The sequence below is a fragment of the Paenisporosarcina sp. P4_E4_2 genome (genome assembly GCF_056401595.1).
In genome coordinates this window covers 1-1,251 of the sequence record NZ_JBFUJC010000540.1, presented here as the reverse complement: position 1 = coordinate 1,251, position 1,251 = coordinate 1, and the positions used below count along the sequence as shown (strand labels likewise).

General features: G+C 43.6%; 1 protein-coding gene. It reads right to left on the bottom strand.

The genetic code is table 11. The features are described 5' to 3' along the window. Window positions 1–127: 127 nt before the first annotated feature. On the bottom strand, window positions 128–1,251 hold a 1,124-nt coding region (gene rho / locus AC1DSB_RS19525; protein ID WP_477587442.1), incomplete at its 5' end, for a transcription termination factor Rho.

The window sequence follows — 1,251 nt, the reverse complement described above, 5'->3', positions numbered from 1 at the left end:
CACCTTACACGACCCGTTCAGTTCAGCCGTATATGTCACAGAGTATGGTAAATCTACCGAACTAAATTATAGCAAAAAGGACTTACGAAATCAACCCTTTTGTTTAAATAAGGAACTACAATTTATCTTATAGCAGTCCCTTGCCACCACGATGAGCTTTCATATCGTCATTGAGCTGGTTGAAGAAATCTTCGTTTGATTTCGATTGACGCAATTTTTTTAGGAAGCGTTCGCCGAAATCGTGCGAATCCGAGAATGTTTTGCGAATTGCCCATAGTTTTTCGAGTTGATTTGAAGGAATAAGTAGTTCTTCTTTTCGTGTTCCCGAGCGACGGATGTCGAGTGCCGGGAAAATACGACGCTCTGCCAAATTGCGGTCTAGGTGAAGCTCCAAGTTTCCTGTTCCTTTAAATTCTTCGTAAATCACTTCATCCATACGTGATCCTGTATCAACTAGAGCTGTTGCAAGAATTGTTAAGCTTCCGCCTTCTTCAATGTTACGTGCTGCACCGAAGAAACGTTTTGGACGATGGAATGCAGCAGGGTCAATACCACCAGATAATGTACGACCACTTGGTGGAATCACTAAGTTGTACGCACGTGCCAGTCGTGTAATGGAGTCCATCAGGATGATGACGTCACGTTTGTGTTCAACTAAACGCATCGCACGATCAAGAACCAATTCCGCAACTTTTACGTGATTTTCTGGTACTTCGTCAAACGTTGAGCTTACAACATCGGCATTCACAGAACGCTCGATATCCGTAACTTCCTCTGGACGTTCGTCAATTAGCAAGACAATCAGTTCTGCATCCGGATAGTTTGTCGTAATCGAGTTTGCCACTTCTTTTAGTAACATCGTTTTACCCGCTTTTGGCGGTGCCACGATTAAGCCACGTTGACCGAATCCGACAGGTGCTACTAAATCCATGATGCGGGTTGATAGTTTGTTTGACTCTGTTTCAAGCTTGATGTGACGATCTGGATATAACGGTGTGAGTGCCGGGAAATGCACGCGTTCTTTTGCAGAATCCGGGTCTTCACCATTTACTAATTCTACGTGCAATAGGCCGTAGTATCGTTCATTTTCTTTTGGTGGGCGTACTTTTCCTGTTACTTTATCTCCGTTACGTAAGTCGAAACGGCGAATTTGAGATGCGGAAATATAGATATCTTCTGAACTTGGAGAATAGTTGATGGGGCGCAAGAAACCGAACCCTTCAGATTGAATAATTTCCAGGACACCTTCCA